Below are 14,600 nucleotides of genomic sequence, written 5' to 3' on the forward strand. Positions count from 1 at the left end.
CCGCCGCCGCCCGTCCTCTAATGGCGCCCGAGACCCACCGCGGCACCCAGGACGGAGACCGATGCACGAGATGTCCCTCGCGGTCGCCGTCGTCGACCAGGTCGAGACCGCGGCGAGGTCCCGCGGGGCCGTCGGCGTCCACAGCATCGAACTGGACGTGGGCGAGCTGGCCGGCGTCGTCGCCGACGCCCTCGCCTTCTGCTTCGAACTCGCCTGCGCCGGAACCGTCGTCGAGGGCGCCGAACTGATCACCCGTACCGTCCCCGGCACCGCGCGCTGCGCACCCTGCGCCGAGGTCTGGGCGGTCGGCATGCCCCCGCGGCTCCTCTGCCCCCGATGCGGCGCCGCAGCCGACGAACTCGTCTCCGGCCGCGAACTCCAGATCCGGGAGGTCCGCTGGACCGACCCCGCGGCGGCGCGCCCGGGGCATCGCCAACCGATCACCGAGGAGAGCTGAGCATGTGCCGAGCCGTCGATCTCCAGCGCGCCGTCCTCGCCAAGAACGAGGCCGCGGCACAGATCCTGCGGACCGAACTCAACGCCCGCGGCACCACCGTGGTCAACCTGCTCTCCAGCCCCGGCAGCGGCAAGACCGCCCTGCTGGAGCGTGAGCTGCGGCTCGCCGGAGAACGGGGCGTCAGCGCGGCCGCCCTCACCGCCGACCTGGCCACCGAGAACGACGCCCGCCGGCTCGCCCGTTCGGGCGCGCCCGTCAAGCAGGTGCTCACCGACGGCCTCTGCCATCTGGAGGCCGACATGGTCGCCCGGCATCTGCACGACTGGCTGCCCGAGTCCACCCGGCTGCTCTTCGTCGAGAACGTCGGCAACCTCGTCTGCCCCGCCGGCTACGACCTGGGTGAGACGCTGCGTGTCGTGCTCGCCTCGGTCACCGAGGGCGAGGACAAGCCGCTGAAGTACCCCACCGCGTTCGGCCTCGCCCAGCTCGTGATCGTCACCAAGACCGACATGGCCGAGGCGGCGGAGTTCGACGAGGCGGCCTTCCGCGCCCACGTGGAGCAGGTCAACCCCGGTGTCGAGATCGTCCTCAGCTCGGTGCGGGACGGCCGCGGCGCCGGTGCCCTCCTCGACCGGGCCCTCGCGGCGGCCGAGGGCAACCGCGTCCACACCCCGGTGATGGCCCAGGCCGGCGCGTGACCACGGCGAGGCCGGACACCGGAGCCGCGGCCCTTCCCGACACCGCGACGGCCGCGGCCCCCCGGCGCACCCGGGTCGTCGTCAGGGGTGTCGTGCAGGGCGTGGGCTTCCGGCCCTTCGTCCACGCCCTCGCCGGCCGACTGCGCCTGTCCGGCCACGTCACCAACACGGCGGACGGCGTCGTCGCGGAGGTCGAGGGCGACCCCGAGGACGTCGCCGCCTTCTGCGCCCGCCTCGCCCCCGACGCGCCGCCGCTGGCACGGGTCGACTCCGTCGAGACGGCCGAGGTGACTCCGAGCGGCGGCAGCGGATTCACGATCGTGCCCTCCCGCCAGGGCGGTGCCGTCCGCACGCTCGTCCCGCCGGACACCGCGACCTGCGACGACTGCCTCGCGGAGCTGGCGGACCCGGCCGACCGGCGGTACCTGCACCCGTTCATCACGTGCACCCACTGCGGCCCCCGGTTCACGATCGTCACGGGTCTGCCCTACGACCGCGTGCACACCACCATGGCCGGATTCCCCATGTGCCCGGACTGCGCACGCGAGTACGCGGACCCCGCCGACCGGCGCTTCCACGCCCAGCCCGTCGCCTGCCCCCGCTGCGGCCCCCGACTGCGCCTGGTCACCGCGCCGGACGGCCCGCACACCGCCTCCGCCTGCGACACGGACGGCGATCCGGTCGCCGTCGCCCGCCGGATGCTCGCCGCCGGCGCGATCCTCGCCGTCAAGGGCCTCGGCGGCTACCACCTGGCCTGCGACGCGACCGCCCCCGACGCGGTCGCGGAACTGCGGCGCCGCAAGGCGCGCGGTGACAAACCGTTCGCGATGATGGCGGCGGACCTCTCGGACATCGAGCCCCTCGCGCACCTCGGCCCGCTCGAACGCGAACTGCTCACCGGCGCGGTCCGGCCCGTCGTCCTGCTGCGCCGCCGCGCCGACGCCCGCCCGCGCCAGGGCGCCGGCCCGGCTCCGTCGGTGGCTCCCGGCAGCCCCGACCTCGGCTTCATGCTCCCGTACACCCCTGTGCACCACCTCCTCCTCGGTCTCGGCGCGGCGGACGGGGAAGGGCCCCGGCTGCTCGTGATGACCAGTGGCAACCTCTCGGGCGAACCCATCGTCACGGACGACGCGGAGGCGCTCACCAGGCTCGCCGGCCTCGCGGACGCCTGGCTGCTGCACGACCGGCCCATCCATGTGCCCTGCGACGACTCCGTCGTCCGCGTCTGCGACGGCGAGCAGTTGACGCTGCGCCGCTCCCGGGGCTACGCGCCGCTGCCGGTCGCGCTGCCCGTCGAGGTCGGCCCCGCCCTCGCCGTCGGAGGGGACCTGAAGAACACCTTCTGCCTGGGTGCCGGACGGCAGGCATGGCTCTCCGCCCACATCGGCGACATGGACGACCTCGCCACCCAGCTCGCCCTGACCTCCGCCGCGAAGCAACTGGAGTCCGTCACGGGCGTGCGGCCCGCGCTGCTCGCCGCCGACCGCCACCCCGCGTACCGGTCCGCCCGCTGGGCCAGGGACCGGTCCGCCGGGCGCTCCGTCGTCCCTGTGCAGCACCATCACGCGCACGTCGCGGCGGCCATGGCGGAGCACGGCCTCGACGGCACGGCTCCCGTGATCGGCGTCGCCTTCGACGGCACCGGCTACGGCCTCGACGGCGCCGTGTGGGGCGGGGAGTTCCTGCTCGCGGACTACGCCGGTTTCCAGCGGTTCGCCCACCTGTCCTACGTATCCCTGCCGGGCGGCGACGCGGCCGTACGGCGGCCCTACCGCATGGCGCTGGCCCATCTGCGGGCGGCGGGTCTCGCCGCCGACCCCGCGCTGCCCTGCAGCCGAGCCTGCCCTCCCGAGGAACGGGCCGTACTGGAACGGCAGTTGGCACGCGAGCTGAACTGTGTGCCCACATCCAGCATGGGGCGGCTCTTCGACGCCGTCTCCTCCCTCGCGGGGATCTGCCACCACGCGGGGTACGAGGCGCAGGCCGCCATCGAGCTGGAGGCGGCGGCCCTGCGCGCACCCACCGCGGCCGAGGACGGGCGCTACGCCTTCCGGCTCCGCCCGCCGAAGGCCGGCGCCCCGCTCACCGCCGACCCCGCGCCCCTCCTGGCGGCGGTCACCGCCGACGTGCGCGACGGGACCCCCGTGGCGGTCGTCGCCGCGCGGTTCCACCACGCCGTGGCACGCCTGGTCCGCGCCGTCTGCGCGGCGGCCCGCGCCGAGACGGGCCTCGCGACGGTGGCGCTCACCGGGGGAGTGTTCGCCAACACCGTGCTCTCCTCGGCCTGCGCCGAAGGGCTGCGGGAGGACGGCTTCACCGTGCTGCGCCATCGCCTGATCCCGCCGAACGACGGCGGACTGGCGCTCGGCCAGCTCCTCGTGGCCGCCCGGGTCACGGACGGGGCGGCAGCCCCCGGCACGCCACGACGAGAGCGAGAGTGAGGAGACACCCATGTGCCTGGCGGTACCCGGAAAAGTGCTGGACGTCGAGGACCGGGACGGCACCCGGATGGCCACGGTCGACTTCGGCGGGGTGGTCAAGGAGGTGTGCCTGGAGTACCTGCCGGACCTGAAGCCCGGTGAGTACGCCATCGTCCATGTCGGGTTCGCCCTGCAGCGTCTGGACGAGGAGTCGGCCAGGAAGACGCTGGAGCTGTTCGAGACCCTCGGCATGCTCCAGGAGGAGTTCGGCGACCCGTGGGAGTCGGCCGCCGAGGCGAACGGAATCGAGCGGCCGGCGCGCGAGGGCGTGGCCGGAGAGGTGCGGCCGTGAAGTACATCGACGAGTTCCAGGACCCCGCGCTGGCCCGGCGGCTCCTCGACGAGATCCGGGCGACGGTGACCAGGCCCTGGGCGCTGATGGAGGTCTGCGGCGGCCAGACCCACACCATCATCCGGCACGGGATCGACCAACTGCTCCCGCCGGAGATCGAGTTGATCCACGGACCGGGCTGTCCCGTGTGCGTGACGCCGCTGGAGGTGATCGACAAGGCGCTGGAGATCGCCTCCCGCCCCGGCGTGATCTTCTGCTCGTTCGGCGACATGCTCCGGGTCCCCGGTACGGGCCGCGACCTGTTCCAGGTCCGCAGCCAGGGCGGTGACGTCAGGGTCGTCTACTCGCCGCTCGACGCGCTGCGGATCGCCGAGCAGAACCCGGACCGCGAAGTGGTCTTCTTCGGCATCGGGTTCGAGACCACCGCGCCGCCCAACGCGATGACGGTCCACCAGGCGCGCAAGCTCGGCATCCGCAACTTCAGCCTGCTCGTCTCGCACGTCCGGGTCCCCCCGGCGATCGAGGCGATCATGCGCTCGCCCGACTGCCGCGTCCAGGGCTTCCTGGCCGCGGGGCACGTGTGCAGCGTGATGGGTACCGCCGAGTACCCCGAACTCGCCGCGCGTCACCGGGTCCCGATCGTCGTCACCGGGTTCGAACCGCTGGACATCCTCGAAGGCGTCCGGCGGACCGTGCTCCAACTGGAGCGCGGAGAACACACCGTCGACAACGCCTACCCGCGCGCGGTCCTGCCCGAGGGCAACCCCGCCGCCCGGGCGATGCTGGACGACGTCTTCGAGGTCACCGACCGAGCGTGGCGCGGGATCGGCGTCATCCCGGACAGCGGCTGGCGGCTCTCGGAGCGGTACCGCGAACACGACGCCGAGCACCGGTTCTCCGTCGAGGGCATCGACACCCGCGAGCCGGCCGAGTGCCGCAGCGGCGAGGTGCTCCAGGGGCTGCTGAAGCCGCACGAGTGCGAGGCCTTCGGCACGCTGTGCACCCCCCGCACCCCGCTGGGCGCCACGATGGTCTCCAGCGAGGGCGCGTGCGCCGCGTACTACCTCTACCGACGGCTCGACCTGGGGACCCCGTCTCCGGCGTCTCCGGCGACCTCCGACGGCGCGCCGGTCGACTCCCCGGCTCTGGAAGGCAGTTCCGTTGTCTGAACTCATCCGTGACACCCCCGGCGCCCAGGCACCCGACATGCTCGCCTGGACCTGCCCGGCCCCGCTGCGCGACCAGCCGCGCGTCGTGATGGGCCACGGCGGAGGCGGCGCCCTCTCCGCCGAACTGGTCGAGCACATCTTCGCGCCCGCGTTCGGCGGCCCCGCGCTCTCGGTCACCACCGACGCCGCGACCGTCGAACTGGGCGGCGCCCGGCTGGCGTTCTCCACCGACTCCTTCGTCGTACGCCCTCTGTTCTTCCCCGGGGGCAGCATCGGCGACCTGGCCGTCAACGGCACCGTGAACGACCTCGCCATGAGCGGGGCGCGCGCCGCCTACCTCTCCTGCGGCTTCATCCTGGAGGAGGGGGTGGAGACCGACGTCGTGACCCGGGTGGCGAACGCGCTCGGCGCGGCGGCCCGCGCGGCCGGCGTCCAGGTGGCGACCGGTGACACCAAGGTGGTGGAGGCCGGCCACGGCGACGGTGTCTACATCAACACCTCCGGCATCGGTCTGATCCCGCCCGGCGTCGATATGCGGCCCCAGCGCGTCGTGCCCGGCGACGTGGTGATCGTCAGCGGACCCGTCGGCGTCCACGGCGTGGCGATCATGAGCGTGCGCGAGGGGCTCGAGTTCGGCGTCGAGATCGAGAGCGACTGCGCGCCGCTCGGCGGCCTGGTCGAGGCGATGCTCGCGGTCACCCCCGACCTGCACGTGCTGCGTGACCCCACCCGCGGGGGCCTCGCGGCCTCGCTCAACGAGATCGCGGCGGCTTCGGGCACCGGCATCGTCGTCCAGGAGCGGGCCGTGCCCGTGCCCGCCCCGGTGGCCAATGCCTGCGCGGTGCTCGGTCTCGACCCGATGTACGTGGCCAACGAGGGCAAGCTGGTGGCCTTCGTCCCGCGCGCGCGGGCCGAGGAGGTGCTCGCCGCGATGCGCGCGCACCCGCTGGGCGCGGGGGCGGCCGTGATCGGGGAAGTCGTCCAGGAGCATCCGGGCATGGTCGTCGCCCGTACCGGCCTCGGCGGGACGCGCGTGGTGGACATGCCGCTGGGTGAGCAGTTGCCGCGTATCTGCTGAGTCCGCGGAGGGTCAGCCCCGCGCGCCGCGGCGGCGGTCGCGGGCGGTGTCGAGGGTCCATGTGTGGGTGCAGTTCGGGCACTGCAGATGGACCTTGGGCCCCTTGTTGGCGATCAGGTAGCGCCAGTGCACCGAGCAGTTGCGGCGCTCCTCGCAGGGCCCGCACCCCTGGGCGTCGTCGCAGCCGGGGCAGGCGACCCAGGCGCGACGGGCCCGGTCCGCGTGGGGATCAATGGGAAGCCGCATCGCCCGGCTCCTGTCCCGGCAGCACACCCGCCGCCACCAGCATGGAGTGGATCCGCAGCTGCTCCTCGTCCAGACCCGAGTAGAGCAGGTCGTACGCGGCCTGCTCCTCCCGCAGGACGGCCACCGGGTCCCAGTCGGCCCCCAGGGCCGCCACGACCTCGGCCCGCCGACGGGCCTCCTCGAGGGTGAGGTCGATGGTGAAGGTGATGTGGTCCGGGTCGGAGGCCTGGTTCATGGGAAGCTCTCGATCGTGCTTTCGGCGTGCGTTCGCTGCACATCGAAATCGAACAGGATCCGACACGTCTACCAGAACGGGCACCGGGTACGAAAGGGCGTACATCACCTCCCGAGCCGTGTGCGCACGCACTGTGGCGCATCTCACTGTGTGCTCCGAGCCAGGTCCGGAGGCCGCCGCCGGCACGGACCGCGCCGGCGGCGGCACCCCGGAGCCGCGCGGGCTCAGTGCTCGCAGAGGGAGAACTCCCGTTCGTAGAGCTGCTCGTTGTGCTCGTCGACGAAGAACTTGCGTTCCCGCATGAGTTGTTCGCGGTAGTCCTTCGCCTGGTCGAGCGTCATGGTCGAGGTGTCGGACCACGGCTGCTGCGGTGGTACATCGGAGGTCGAGACGATCTTCTCCTCCGGGTCGACCAGGAAGAACGCGAGAATCTTGCGATGTCCCGGGCGGGTGGTGTCCGCGAGGCGGAAGGAGCCGACGCGGTGCTGCAGGACGTTCGGGAACGCCACACAGCGGCCCGCCGGCGTCGCCGTCGATCCCAGCACCTGGTTCAGCGCGTCCTCGTCCTCCAGGCCGTAGACCTCGCGCAGACCGTCGTCGTCGTTCTGCGCGTAGTCCGGGTCGTCCAGTGCCGCCCGGAAGCTCAGCCGGCTCTCGGTGATGTTCTCGCATTCCCAGTAGTAGATGCCGGTCGAGACGATCCGCTCGTTCAGCATCCCCTCGACGTGCCAGGAACCGCCGTCGTACTCGGGCTTCTCCGGCGTGAGGTGGATCGTGGCGAGCTTGACGATGACCTGGAGACGGCGGCCGCGCAGATCGACGCGGGCGGATGCGTCGGGCGACGGGGGCGGGGTGAAGTCGGGAGCGTCGGGGACGACCGGGTGGCGGTTCTCCCACCAGGCGTCATAGGCCTCGTCATAGGCGCGACGGGCCTGCGCGTGGGCCTCGGCGTCGCTGTAGGAGGACCGGTGCGGATACTCCGGCTTCGCGTCGTACCAGCCGTAGGGGTCGGCCTCGATCCGCAGCGGCCGGGGGTTCCGGAGATCGGTGAGCACGTTCTCCAGGAGCGGGCGCAGGCGCGCGAACACGTCCGGGAGGACCGCGGCCAGTTCGCCGTGGGTTTCCGGGTGGACGTTGTTGACGTACGAGAGGAAGGTGGCATCGCCGTCGTCACTGATGTCGACGTCCGTGGGCAGCCACTGGAACCGCTCCGAGAACTCGTACGTCGAGTAGCGGTCCGTCGGGTTGTGCCACGCCCACTCGGGACCGCCGCTCGCCTCTCGCACCAGACAGAACAGCGAGGGATGCACCAGGTCCAGGACCTGGCCGTCGGATCCGGGATGCCAGTCCCGCTCCGCCTCGGGTACCTGCTCCAGGACCTCGACCGCCGAGCGCAGCCGGGACCTGAGCCGGTCGTCGACCAACGTGTCCGACTGCCACACTCCGTCGACGCCGGACACCTCGATGCCGGTCGGTTCGTCCCGCAGCGAGGCGCAATGCCGGAGTTCGGCAAGGACGTAGCGGACCTGTGCCTCGGTGAGGCCCTGGGCGAGCGCCTCCCGCGTCCACCGGGCGACGATGTCGGCGTCGTCCATCTTGTCGAACCAGCGCGGCTTCTCCCGCACGTGCGCGCTGCACTGCGTCATCTCGATCTCCCGCAGCGTCCGGGGCGTCGCGAACGCCAACGAACGGGCAGTTTGGAAGGGCAGCGGGAAGGCGGACAGGCCAGTCAATTCCGTTGTTCCTCACGGTCGGTGTGCGGTGCCGGGAACGATACGTGAGGGGACTGACACCTCAGCGGGGACGCCCTCGGAAAATGGTTTGAGCACAGGCGGCGGCACCGGCAGGATCGAACACCACCGATGAGTTCTTCCCGGCGCCGTGGTCTGTCCGTGTGACCCGCCCCTGCGCGGAGGACACTCACCCCACGGAAGGCGCCATGCTCGCACCCCACGCAACACCCACCCACGCGCCCGAACGCGTGACCGCCGTGCTGCGGATCCTCGTGCTGTCCACGTTCGTCGTCCTCCTCAACGAGACGATCATGGTCAACGCGATCCCGCGGCTCATGCGCGAGTTCGAGGTCACCGCGGCAGCCGCGGGATGGCTGTCCACGGCGTTCATGCTCACCATGGCCGTCGTCATCCCGGTGACCGGATGGTTCCTGCAGCGGGTGACGACCCGGACCGCCTACGGCCTGGCCATGGCGCTGTTCCTCGCCGGTACGGCCCTGGCCGCCGCCGCGCCCGCCTTCCCCGTGCTGCTGGCCGCCCGCGTCATCCAGGCCAGTGGCACCGCCGTCATGATGCCGCTGCTCATGACGACCCTGATGACCCTCGTGCCTCCGCAGGACCGCGGGCGTGTGATGGGCAATCTCACCCTGGTCATCTCCGTCGCACCCGCCCTCGGCCCCGCGGTCTCCGGTGTGCTGCTGGAACTGGGGACCTGGCGTCTGCTGTTCCTGGCCGTCCTGCCCATCGCCGGAGCCATGGCCTTCGTCGGCCTGCGGAAGCTGGTCAACATCGGTGAGCCGCAGGCCGGCCCGATCGACTGGCTGTCCGTCCCCCTGGCGGCCGCGGGCTTCGGCGCGCTGGTCTACGGCCTGAGCGGCCTTGGTGCCGAGCAGGAGGCCGGCTCCTTCGTGCCCCCGGAGGCCACGGCCGCGGCCGGCGCCGTGCTGGTGGGCCTGTTCGCCTGGCGGCAGCTGGCGCTGCAGCGCTCGTCCACTCCGCTGCTCGACCTGCGTACCCTGACGTTCCGTCACTTCTCGGTGGCGCTCGGCCTGATGTGCCTGTCCTTCATGGCGCTGATGGGTGCGTTCATCCTGATGCCGATCTATCTGCAGGAGGTGCTCGGTCTGAGCTCACTGCAGACCGGGCTGCTCCTCATCCCGGGCGGCCTGACCATGGGCCTCCTCGGGCCGCAGGTCGGAAAGCTCTACGACCGGCTCGGCGCACCGCGTCTCGTCGTCCCCGGAGCCGTCCTCACCGCGCTGTGTCTCGGGCTGTTCGCCCTCACGGGAGAACAGACCTCGCCGTGGGTGGTGCTCGCGCTCCATGTGGCCCTGAGCGCCGGCATGGCGTTCGTCTTCACCCCCGTCTTCACTTCCGGCCTGTCCGTGCTGCCGCCGCACCTCTACCCCCACGGCTCCGCCGTCCTGGGCTCGCTCCAGCAGGTCGCGGCCGCCGCCGGCACCGCCCTGGTCATCAGTGTCATGTCGGGACGCGCCGCCGCTGCGGCGGCCGACGGCGCCGGCGCCACCGACGCCCTGGCCGCCGGCATCCAGTGGGGATTCGGTGTGGGCGCCGCCCTCGGTGGGCTGACGGTGCTGCTCGCGCTCCTGGTCCGCACCCCGCCCACTCCGGACCAGCCGGTCGCACCGGAGACCGAGGACGAGGACGGCACCACGACGAGCAAGACCGCCGCCGCACCTCACTGACGCGGGACGCCCTCAGACCACGGAGAGCAGGTCCACGACGAAGATGAGGGTGGAACCCGCCGGGATCGACGGCGAGGGGGACTGATTGCCGTAGCCGAGGCGCGGGGGAACGATGATCTCGCGCCGACCGCCCACCTTCATCCCCCTCACCCCCCGGTCCCAGCCCTTGATGACCCGGCCGCCCCCCACGGCGAACTTGAAGGGCCGGCCGTGGTCCCACGACGCGTCGAACTCCTTGCCCGACGCGAAGGTGACCCCGACGTAGTGCACCTGGACGACCCTGCCAGGCTTCGCCTCGGGCCCGTCCCCGACGACCAGGTCCCTGACGGTCAGCTCGGAGGGTGCTTCACCCTCCGGGCGGTCGATCTCGGGTTTCATCAGTTCGCTCATCACGGCCTCGTCGTCTCCGCCGGAAGCGTGGTCGCTCCCGTCCCGTAGATGATGCCGCCACCACGGCCGGTCGCGGCACGACGAGCAGCGACCCCGTCTTGCTGAGGCTATCGATTTTCGATAGATTTCCATCGTAGCTCGATGGAAGGGTGGGTCATGGGAGATCTGGCAGTGCGGGCGCTGCGCGCCGTGCTCGCGGTGGTGCTGGTCGGCACCGTAGGCGTGCAGGCCTTGATGCTGTGGGTGTTGGTGAGTGGGAACGACCCGGAGGACGGTTCGCTCCCGCTGACACCGTTGCGCGTGATCGTGATCCTGGGGATGGTCTCGGCCCAGGTCGTGCTCGTCAGTGTGTGGCGGCTGGTGGCGATGGTGCGTCGCGGGACCGTGTTCTCGCCCGCCGCCTTCCGCTACGTGGACGCCGTGATCGGCGCGATCGTGGCGGCCGCCCTTCTGTGGTTCGTGGTCACCGCGATCAACGCGCCGGGCCAGCGGGACGACCCGGGGGTCACCGTCATCATGGGCGGCATCGGCCTGGCCATCCTCGGGGTCGCGCTCATCGTGTTCGTCCTGCGGACACTGCTCGGCCAGGCGGTCGCACGGGACGTCGAAGCGGCGCGGATGCAGGCCGAGCTGGACGAGGTCATCTGATGCCCATCGTCGTCGACATCGATGTGATGCTGGCCCGGCGGAAGATGTCCGTGGGCGAGCTCGCGGACCGCGTGGGGATCACCCCCGCCAACCTGGCGGTGCTCAAGAACGGCCGCGCCAAGGCCGTACGTTTCGCGACGCTCGCCGCCCTCTGCGACGTGCTCGCGTGCCAGCCGGGCGACCTGCTGCGCTGGGAGGTCGAGGCGGAGGGTGCGGCGGACGGATGACCGTCAGCGCACGGACCGGTCACCGCCGCGCGTCAGCGGCGGTGGCGGGGCAGAATCCTTTTCTCGCGATGTGGTGCATTCGGGTGACGTTTGATCGTTCACGTCTTCCTCAGTGCCTATGATCCACCGTTGTGACAGAGAGTCAGTACGCCCGGGTCGTCCAGCACTCGGCCGATGTGGTCATCCTCGGGGCCGGCCCGGCAGGCCTGGTGCTGGGCAACCTCTTACTCCGCAGCGGCATCGACTGTGTCGTGGTCGAACGTGCCGCTCGCGACCACATCCAGAACCGGGCACGCGCCGGCTTCCTCGCCGCGAACACCGTGCGGATCCTCGAACGCAACGGCCTGGACGAGGGACTGCGCCGACGCGGCCAGGAACACGGCATCTGCGAGTTCCGCACCGAGCACGGCCGCTTCCGCCTCGACTACCGACTGCTCGGACGGGGCGAACCGCACACCGTGTATCCGCAGCACGAGCTGGTCACCGACCTGCTGGCGCAGTACATCGACGCCGGGGGCCGGATCCACTTCGACACCGAGGCGGTCGCCGTCTCCGACGCCGACGGCCCCACGCCCACCGTGACCGTACGGGAGGGTGACGGACGCCCCGCGCGGTGGCGGGCCCGCTACGTCGCCGCCTGCGACGGCCGCCACGGAGCAGGGCGGCGTTCGATTCCGCCCGGCGTGGTCCGCCACCACCGCGACCACGGTGTGTCCTGGCTGGGCCTGCTCGCGGAGGCGCCACCGAGCCTGGACGCCGTGGGCTACGCCACCCACCCGCGCGGCTTCGCCGGGCACATGGCCCGCTCGGCCGAGATCACCCGCTACTACCTGCAGTGCGAACGGGGGACCCAGGCCGACGACTGGAGCGAGGACCGCGTCTGGGACGAGCTGGACCTGCGCATGCGCGCGACCGACTACGGACCCCTGCTGCGTGGCCCGATCGTGCAGCGCGCCGTCGTCGACCTCGAATCCGACGTGCTCGAACCGCTGCGCCACGGCTCCCTGTTCCTCGTGGGCGATGCCGCCGCCCTCATCAGCCCGTCCGCCGCGAAGGGCGCCAACCTGGCGGTGCTCGAGGCGGAGACCCTGGCCCAGGCCCTGACCGCCGCCCTCGTGCACGACGACCCCGAGCCGCTCGCCGCCTACTCGGAGCGGTGCCTCGCCCACATCTGGCGGGCGCAGGAGTTCTCGCACTGGATGATCCGCCTGCTGCACGGCGAGCCGGGCTCGGAGGGCGACTCCCTCTTCCAGGAGCGTCTGCGTCACTCCCGCATCGCCTCGCTGCGCACCTCGCGCGCCCAACAGGACTGGTTCGCCGAGAACTACGTCGGCATCTGACCGAGCCTCTCCTCCCCTTCTTCTTCTCTCTTCTGGTCCCCGTTCCGGGCCGGGCCCTGGGTTGACCGTGCCTGCGCACGCCACGCTCCGATGCCCCGGCCCGGGGCTTCCTCCTTCACCCATGGACAGGGAATGCGTTCCGAACATCGCTTCACCATGCCCACCATGCCCGTGCCCACCCCACTGACGAGCGCCGGTGACGACACGCAGCGACTGCGCGAGACGGCCGGATTCGTCCGGGAGCAGGACACCTCGGTCCTGCTCTCCCGCGTGCTGCCCGGCCTCGACGGACCCGAACTCCGGGCGCTGACGGACCAGTGCCGCTTCGCCCACGCCGCCGTGCTCGTGTTCCCGCCCGACGAGCGGACCCTGCGGGCGGATCTCACGGCATGCGGCCTCTCCGCCGACGCGCAGGCGCAACCCAGCGTCGTCGTACGTGAACGTCTCGCCGCCCGGCACGGCCGCCATCCCGAGGATCTTGACGTAAGGATTCTCCGTCCCCTGGTACGCGGCCCCGACGGCGAGCGACGGGCGGTCGAGGTGTTCGCACTGACCGTGCCACCGGGCTCCGGGCTGGCCGGGATCGTCGCCCAGGAACGCCGCCTGGACCACGAGGCGCACCTCGCCTTCGACGTGACGCGGCCCGACCCGCTGGTGCTACGAGGGCTGCTGGCCTGCCTCGCCCGGCACGGCGCGACCGCCGACGGAGGCGGCTACAACCCGCACGAGGACGGCACGGTGTTCTACTTCACCGTCCCCGCCGAGACGAAGACGCCGTACCGGCGCGTGGAGCTCTACGCCGGCGGGGACCACCGTGAGGTACTGGCCGAACATCTGCGACAGGCGGACGCGCCGCATCCGGCGGAGAGGCTCCTGTGGCTGCTGACCGGCGCGTGGACCACCCAGGCTCTGGCGGCCTGCGCGCGGCTGCGGCTGCCGGAGGCCCTGAACCGCCGAACCGGCGTCGACTGCGCGGAGCTGGCCCGGGCCGTCGACGCCGACCCGCAGAGCCTGACGACCCTGCTGAGGTACCTGGCGATGCTCGGTGTGGTCTCCGAAGACACCGACGGCTTCCGGCTCACCGAGGTCGGCGCGCTCCTGGACACGGAGGTCCCGGGCTCCATGCGGCCCCTGGCGCTGATGTACGGCGGACCCTTCTACCAGTCCTTCGCCCAGCTGACCCACACCGTACGCACCGGCGAGCCCGGCTTCGACCACCTCTACGGCCGGAACCACTTCGACCACTTCGCCGACGACCCCGAGCTGGCCACCCTGTTCGACCAGTCGATGGTGTCGAGCGCCGCCATGTTCGACGCCCTGCTCGCCCACCCGGTCCTGACTTCCGCCGCCACCGCCCCTGGCCGCCCCCGCACCGTGGTCGACATCGCCGGTGGCACCGGCGAGCTCCTCGGCCGCATCCTGACCGCCCACCCCACCCTGCGCGGCATCCTCCTCGAACGCCCCCAGGTCGTCGCCGCCGCGCGCACCCACCTCGCGGCCACCGACGCGGACGGACGGTGCGCCTACCGGGCGGGCGACTTCGCGGACGTCCCTCCCGGCGGTGACGTCTACCTCCTCTCCCGGGTCCTGCACGACTGGGACGACGACCGCTGCCGGAGCATCCTGCGCCACTGCGCCGACGCCATGCCCCGGCACGCCGACCTCCTCGTCGTCGAGCGCCTCCTGCCGGCCGAGCCGGCCGTCCCCTCACTCGCCACCGCGTGGGACCTCCACATGATGTGCAACACCGGAGGCCGTGAACGAACGGCCGACCACTACGCCCGACTGCTCGAAGGCAACGGCCTCGAACTCGTCGGCCACACCCCGCTCGCACTGGGGGCCCACGCCCTCCACGTCCGCAAGTCCTGACGGACGGAGCGACCCGTAGGATGACGACCGCG

General features: G+C 72.0%; 15 protein-coding genes. 11 read left to right on the forward strand and 4 right to left on the reverse strand.

Annotation, left to right across the window (positions count from 1 at the left end):
- Nucleotides 1-61 precede the first annotated feature (61 nt).
- From ACF09C_RS28755 to hypE, 6 genes are read left to right on the forward strand one after another with little or no spacing between them, the layout of a single operon-like run.
- Nucleotides 62-457 (forward strand): hydrogenase maturation nickel metallochaperone HypA, encoded by a 396-nt coding sequence (locus ACF09C_RS28755; RefSeq protein ID WP_392095642.1) that lies wholly within the window; start codon nucleotides 62-64, stop codon nucleotides 455-457.
- A 2-nt stretch (nucleotides 458-459) separates the two neighbouring features.
- On the forward strand, nucleotides 460-1,155 hold the full coding sequence (gene hypB, locus ACF09C_RS28760; RefSeq protein WP_392095643.1) for a hydrogenase nickel incorporation protein HypB: 696 nt from the start codon (nucleotides 460-462) through the stop codon (nucleotides 1,153-1,155).
- A complete protein-coding gene (gene hypF / locus ACF09C_RS28765; protein ID WP_392095644.1) occupies nucleotides 1,152-3,596 on the forward strand; it encodes a carbamoyltransferase HypF in 2,445 nt (814 codons plus the stop codon). The genes hypB and hypF overlap by 4 nt, the downstream gene beginning before the upstream one ends.
- Before the next feature lie 10 nt (nucleotides 3,597-3,606).
- Nucleotides 3,607-3,927, forward strand: a complete 321-nt coding sequence (locus tag ACF09C_RS28770) for a HypC/HybG/HupF family hydrogenase formation chaperone (protein WP_392095646.1) — start codon at nucleotides 3,607-3,609, stop codon at nucleotides 3,925-3,927.
- Nucleotides 3,924-5,096 (forward strand): hydrogenase formation protein HypD, encoded by a 1,173-nt coding sequence (gene hypD, locus ACF09C_RS28775; protein WP_392095647.1) that lies wholly within the window; start codon nucleotides 3,924-3,926, stop codon nucleotides 5,094-5,096. Before ACF09C_RS28770 ends, hypD begins: the two co-directional genes overlap by 4 nt.
- Before the next feature lie 37 nt (nucleotides 5,097-5,133).
- Nucleotides 5,134-6,174 (forward strand): hydrogenase expression/formation protein HypE, encoded by a 1,041-nt coding sequence (gene hypE, locus ACF09C_RS28780; RefSeq protein WP_392096050.1) that lies wholly within the window; start codon nucleotides 5,134-5,136, stop codon nucleotides 6,172-6,174.
- A 12-nt stretch (nucleotides 6,175-6,186) separates the two neighbouring features.
- Here hypE and ACF09C_RS28785 read toward each other — a convergent pair whose 3' ends face one another.
- From ACF09C_RS28785 to ACF09C_RS28795, 3 genes are all read right to left on the reverse strand, one after another.
- A complete protein-coding gene (locus tag ACF09C_RS28785) occupies nucleotides 6,187-6,420 on the reverse strand; it encodes a hypothetical protein (protein WP_392095649.1) in 234 nt (77 codons plus the stop codon).
- Nucleotides 6,404-6,655 carry a DUF6400 family protein gene (locus ACF09C_RS28790; protein WP_392095651.1) on the reverse strand — a complete coding sequence of 84 codons (252 nt, stop codon included), beginning with the start codon at nucleotides 6,653-6,655 and terminating at the stop codon, nucleotides 6,404-6,406. The genes ACF09C_RS28785 and ACF09C_RS28790 overlap by 17 nt, the downstream gene beginning before the upstream one ends.
- 224 nt (nucleotides 6,656-6,879) lie before the next feature.
- Nucleotides 6,880-8,388, reverse strand: a complete 1,509-nt coding sequence (locus ACF09C_RS28795) for a DUF4246 domain-containing protein (protein WP_392095653.1) — start codon at nucleotides 8,386-8,388, stop codon at nucleotides 6,880-6,882.
- 206 nt (nucleotides 8,389-8,594) lie between these two features.
- Between ACF09C_RS28795 and ACF09C_RS28800 the strand changes: the two genes are divergently transcribed.
- Nucleotides 8,595-10,094 carry a DHA2 family efflux MFS transporter permease subunit gene (locus tag ACF09C_RS28800; protein ID WP_392095654.1) on the forward strand — a complete coding sequence of 500 codons (1,500 nt, stop codon included), beginning with the start codon at nucleotides 8,595-8,597 and terminating at the stop codon, nucleotides 10,092-10,094.
- Between the two features lie 12 nt (nucleotides 10,095-10,106).
- Here the strand turns inward: ACF09C_RS28800 and ACF09C_RS28805 are convergent, their stop codons facing one another.
- Complete coding sequence (locus ACF09C_RS28805) at nucleotides 10,107-10,484, reverse strand: FKBP-type peptidyl-prolyl cis-trans isomerase (protein WP_392095655.1); 378 nt, start codon at nucleotides 10,482-10,484, stop codon at nucleotides 10,107-10,109.
- Between the two features lie 156 nt (nucleotides 10,485-10,640).
- Here ACF09C_RS28805 and ACF09C_RS28810 point away from each other — a divergent pair, with 156 nt between their 5' ends.
- From ACF09C_RS28810 to ACF09C_RS28825, 4 genes are all read left to right on the forward strand, one after another.
- Nucleotides 10,641-11,132, forward strand: coding sequence for a DUF2975 domain-containing protein (locus ACF09C_RS28810; protein WP_392095656.1), 492 nt, complete (start codon nucleotides 10,641-10,643; stop codon nucleotides 11,130-11,132).
- A complete protein-coding gene (locus ACF09C_RS28815; RefSeq protein WP_392095658.1) occupies nucleotides 11,132-11,359 on the forward strand; it encodes a helix-turn-helix domain-containing protein in 228 nt (75 codons plus the stop codon). The genes ACF09C_RS28810 and ACF09C_RS28815 overlap by 1 nt, the downstream gene beginning before the upstream one ends.
- Nucleotides 11,360-11,490: 131 nt before the next feature.
- Entirely contained in the window at nucleotides 11,491-12,699 is a 1,209-nt protein-coding gene (locus tag ACF09C_RS28820) for a 4-hydroxybenzoate 3-monooxygenase (protein ID WP_392095660.1), read from the forward strand.
- A gap of 165 nt (nucleotides 12,700-12,864) precedes the next feature.
- Nucleotides 12,865-14,568: a methyltransferase gene (locus tag ACF09C_RS28825; protein WP_392095661.1), complete on the forward strand. Its 1,704-nt coding sequence runs from the start codon at nucleotides 12,865-12,867 to the stop codon at nucleotides 14,566-14,568.
- Nucleotides 14,569-14,600 lie beyond the last annotated feature (32 nt).

The organism is Streptomyces sp. NPDC014870 (assembly GCF_043081505.1).
Taxonomy (GTDB): domain Bacteria; phylum Actinomycetota; class Actinomycetes; order Streptomycetales; family Streptomycetaceae; genus Streptomyces.

Bases quoted from the DNA above. Each gene is read 5' to 3' on its own strand.
- ACF09C_RS28800 (WP_392095654.1), top strand. From the start codon at position 8,595: ATGCTCGCACCCCACGCAACACCCACCCACGCGCCCGAACGCGTGACC.
- hypB (WP_392095643.1), top strand. From the start codon at position 460: ATGTGCCGAGCCGTCGATCTCCAGCGCGCCGTCCTCGCCAAGAACGAG.
- ACF09C_RS28815 (WP_392095658.1), top strand. From the start codon at position 11,132: ATGCCCATCGTCGTCGACATCGATGTGATGCTGGCCCGGCGGAAGATG.
- ACF09C_RS28825 (WP_392095661.1), top strand. From the start codon at position 12,865: ATGCCCGTGCCCACCCCACTGACGAGCGCCGGTGACGACACGCAGCGA.
- ACF09C_RS28810 (WP_392095656.1), top strand. From the start codon at position 10,641: ATGGGAGATCTGGCAGTGCGGGCGCTGCGCGCCGTGCTCGCGGTGGTG.
- ACF09C_RS28805 (WP_392095655.1), bottom strand. From the start codon at position 10,484: ATGAGCGAACTGATGAAACCCGAGATCGACCGCCCGGAGGGTGAAGCA.
- hypE (WP_392096050.1), top strand. From the start codon at position 5,134: ATGCTCGCCTGGACCTGCCCGGCCCCGCTGCGCGACCAGCCGCGCGTC.
- ACF09C_RS28790 (WP_392095651.1), bottom strand. From the start codon at position 6,655: ATGAACCAGGCCTCCGACCCGGACCACATCACCTTCACCATCGACCTC.
- ACF09C_RS28785 (WP_392095649.1), bottom strand. From the start codon at position 6,420: ATGCGGCTTCCCATTGATCCCCACGCGGACCGGGCCCGTCGCGCCTGG.
- ACF09C_RS28755 (WP_392095642.1), top strand. From the start codon at position 62: ATGCACGAGATGTCCCTCGCGGTCGCCGTCGTCGACCAGGTCGAGACC.
- ACF09C_RS28770 (WP_392095646.1), top strand. From the start codon at position 3,607: ATGTGCCTGGCGGTACCCGGAAAAGTGCTGGACGTCGAGGACCGGGAC.